Below are 3,471 nucleotides of genomic sequence, written 5' to 3'. Positions count from 1 at the left end.
TGAGTTTTACCGGGAGATATTCCCGGAGGGATCGTTTGAGCGTAGAGGTCACTTTGAGGACGCGAAGGGAAATGGTATTGCGCTGGTAGTGCCTCCGAAAAACGGCGTTGCGCTGGAGATCCAGGGAGACGGCAAAGCCCACCGTCATGTGATCACAGATGAACTGAAAGAGCTGGAGGACATCAAGGACACGGAGTTTACGATCATGTCCCCGATTTCGTATTTCGGTCGGAAGCGAACTGGGAAAAACGCACGGTATCTCTATGCGATGGTGTTCGATTTGGACGGCGTAGGTATGCCGCAGCTTCGTGACACGCTGCATCAGATGAACAAGGACATTATTCCCAAAGCAACCTTCGTAGTAAACAGCGGGATGGGGCTGCACCTGTATTATGTGCTGACCGAGCCTATCCCTATGTACCCGCACAATCAGAAGATTTTGAAAGAACTGAAATATGCCCTCACCCGGCAGATTTGGAACAGGTTCACATCGTCCATCCGGGAGCCGCAGATGCAGGGTGTTTTGCAGGGATTTCGTGTGGTGGGAACCGGCACAAAGCTGGGAAAAGACTATCCGGTGGTGGCGTATCGGTACGGCGGCGCTGTGGAGCTGGAGAAGCTGCTGGACTATATTCCGGACAGCAACGGAGAACAGCAGCGCATACAGGCGCTCATGCGAAAGAGCCGCCTGTCGCTGGCCGAGGCGAAGGAGAAGTATCCGGACTGGTATGAGCGCCGGGTAGTGAAGAAGGAACGCCGGGGGCGCTGGACGGTGAAGCGGGATCTTTATGACTGGTGGCTGCACAGGATCGCCGATGAGATCCGGGTTGGGCATCGGTTCTACGGGATTATGACGCTTGCCATCTATGCCAAAAAGTGTGGCATAGACGAAGAAGAGCTGCGCCAGGACGCTTTCACGCTGATTAAGCCATACGACGATATGAGCGTGGAGGACATCAACCGCTTTACGAAGGACGATGTGGTTTGTGCCCTGGAGATGTTCAATGAGGACTATGTGACTTTTCCGAGGGACGATATTGCAAAGATATCTGGTCTGACTATGCCGGTCAATAAGCGGAATTGGCGCAAGCAAAAAGACCATTTGGAGATTGCAAGGGCCATTAGGGATATTGGGGTTCGGCAAAAGGGAAAAAAGGATTGGAGAGATGGAAACGGCAGGCATAATGCGGAATGGGAGGTCTATAGGTGGCGGCAGCAGCACCCGGAAGGGCGCAAGGCGGACTGTATCCGAGATACTGGTCTGAGCAAGCCAACGGTCTACAAATGGTGGGACTATGAAGATCCACAAAGAGGGGTGATAGAAAATGAGCAAGACTATCAAGGAGATAGCGGATGAAATCGGGGTGTCAAAACAGGCGATTTTCAAAAGAATAAAGCGTGAACCATTGTCAACCAGTTTACAGGGGTTGATGGTAACAGTTGACGGTAGGTTGATGGTATCAGTTGATGGTGAAAAGCTGATAAAACAGGCGTTTTCTGGGGGTGAATCATCAACCTCTGACAACCAGTTGACGGTAGAGGTTGACGATTTGGTTGATGGTTCATCAACCAAATCAGAGGAAAAAACGGCAGAGGTTGACGGTCAAAACCGCCTTTATGAGATATTGGAAAGGGAGCTGCAAGCGAAGAATGAACAGATAGCAGCACTACAAGCGGAGCTGTCCAAGGAGCGGCAGCACAGCCGGGAGCAAGCTGAAAAAATAGCGGTACTGGCAGATCAGGCGCAGCGTTTACAGCTTGCTCAGATGCAGCTGCAGCAGATTGAGGATTGCGTAGCTCCGGCAGAGCCGGAACGGCAGCAGCCAGAGCCGCCCCGGCGCTGGTGGAGCCGGTTGTTTGGAAAATAGAAAGGAGTAGTCCAATATGGGAAAAAAAAGAATTTCGCAGCTTCATTATGACCAGGAGAATGACAGGATAACCTTTGACGGAGATGGGCTACATTGTGGGCAATGTTTGGAAGTCCTGGTATGCAACGGTTTGATTGATGATAAGCCAGAATGGGTGGCCACCCGGATAGAGTATGGCGAGGACTGGTATCTTGAGGGATTATTGGGTTACCAGGTGTCTGGACTGTTTGCCAGGATGTAATAATGTGCTGCGGTGTCTTTGCAAGTATAGCATTTGGCTAGCCAAATGCTAATTTGTTAAGGGGATACCCCCTAATACCCCTCGATTTTGATGGGCCTTGAGAGGAGATGATTGAACTATGCGCAAGCGGGGAAAAGCTGTTTTAGTGCGTTTAAATGAACAAGAGCATGCCCACCTCAAACGATTATCAGAGACCTCCGGCCTGAAGATGGAACCGCTGATCCGGCAGCTCATTCTGGGCCGAGATATAAAGCCCCGTCCACCGGAAAATCTGGCGGCGCTGCTGCGGCAAATGTCCGCCATGGGCAACAACATCAACCAGATCGCCAAGGTGATCAACAGTATACATACTGTCCAAAAAGATGATATAGAGCAGATCCAGGAGATGCAAGCTGACATTCAGAAGATGCAGTCTGAACTATGGCAGGCTATTAGAGATCTTTGAGGTTTATTTGAGATGGTAGTCAAACATCAAATCTATCGGTAAAGGACGAAGTATAAGCAAAAGCCCCCCTACCTAGGGGGCTTTTGCTTATACCAGTAATGGGGGTGTAGGGGGCATCCCCTTAACAAGTCTGCATTTGGCTAGCCAAATGCTATGCTTGCAAAACCAAAAGGATTTTTTTCGGTATGTAAGGAGGGCCAGGGATGCCGATCGGGGCCAGGGCCAGGGCAAAGATCAGGGCGGCAGCGTGGGCCGTTCTGGGGGCTTGCAGCAGCGAGAGAAAGGCCATTCCTGGGGCGACATGAGCCTGTCATTATAGCCTGTCCGAAGGCCCTTGCAAACGCCTTTCGGACAGGCTATAATGACAGGTGAAAAGGTAAAAAAAATATATTGATAATATATGCCCCCCTAAGAGCCTCTGGCTCAAAAAGCCGAAAGAAAATTTTCTCTCTGGATCGGGAGAAAGTCGGAGGGGAAATGGGGGTGTGCGGAGGGGTGTGGGAATGTGGTAAACCCAACGGGTTTTCCATCATTTCCATGCCCCGGAGCGAGGGGGAAAGGGGGAGGTGACTTTCTCTTTAAGGCCCCGGAGGGGCCGCTCTTTGGCTCCCCCTTTCCCCCTTCCCGCCCGCAGGCGGGGCCCGCCGCAGCGGACTTTTCTTTTTGCGTCTTTTTCTTTTTTGGACTGGAGGTATTTTTTATGACGATGGATCAGCAGGTTACTCTGGAGCGGCAGCAGGCACTTTACCGGGAGAAGAACGCCCATCTTGGGAAGTATCTGGAGCCGGTGGAGGCGTTTGAGTTTTACCGGGAGATATTCCCGGAGGGATCGTTTGAGCGTAGAGGTCACTTTGAGGACGCGAAGGGAAATGGTATTGCGCTGGTAGTGCCTCCGAAAAACGGCGTTGCGCTGGAGA

The 3,471-nt window shown here is 51.5% G+C and carries 4 protein-coding genes and 1 pseudogene; all 5 read left to right on the top strand.

Annotated features, from left to right (window positions below; translation table 11 throughout):
- Nucleotides 1-1,357 (top strand): hypothetical protein (locus KQI26_RS14870; protein ID WP_253292897.1); only part of this gene is annotated, 1,357 nt, incomplete at its 5' end.
- Nucleotides 1,326-1,868 (top strand): hypothetical protein, encoded by a 543-nt coding sequence (locus tag KQI26_RS14865; RefSeq protein ID WP_216505022.1) that lies wholly within the window; start codon nucleotides 1,326-1,328, stop codon nucleotides 1,866-1,868. The genes KQI26_RS14870 and KQI26_RS14865, both read left to right, overlap by 32 nt.
- 16 nt (nucleotides 1,869-1,884) lie before the next feature.
- Entirely contained in the window at nucleotides 1,885-2,109 is a 225-nt protein-coding gene (locus tag KQI26_RS14860) for a DUF5348 domain-containing protein (protein WP_216505021.1), read from the top strand.
- A 118-nt stretch (nucleotides 2,110-2,227) separates the two neighbouring features.
- Nucleotides 2,228-2,554 carry a plasmid mobilization relaxosome protein MobC gene (gene mobC, locus KQI26_RS14855; protein ID WP_216505020.1) on the top strand — a complete coding sequence of 109 codons (327 nt, stop codon included), beginning with the start codon at nucleotides 2,228-2,230 and terminating at the stop codon, nucleotides 2,552-2,554.
- Between the two features lie 700 nt (nucleotides 2,555-3,254).
- A pseudogene (locus KQI26_RS14850) lies at nucleotides 3,255-3,471 on the top strand (hypothetical protein); the annotation flags it as partial.

Origin of the sequence: Intestinimonas sp. MSJ-38 (genome assembly GCF_018917925.1) — a bacterium.
Classification (GTDB): Bacteria; Bacillota; Clostridia; order Oscillospirales; family Butyricicoccaceae; genus Pseudobutyricicoccus.
This window is presented reverse-complemented; position numbering and strand designations above follow the sequence as displayed.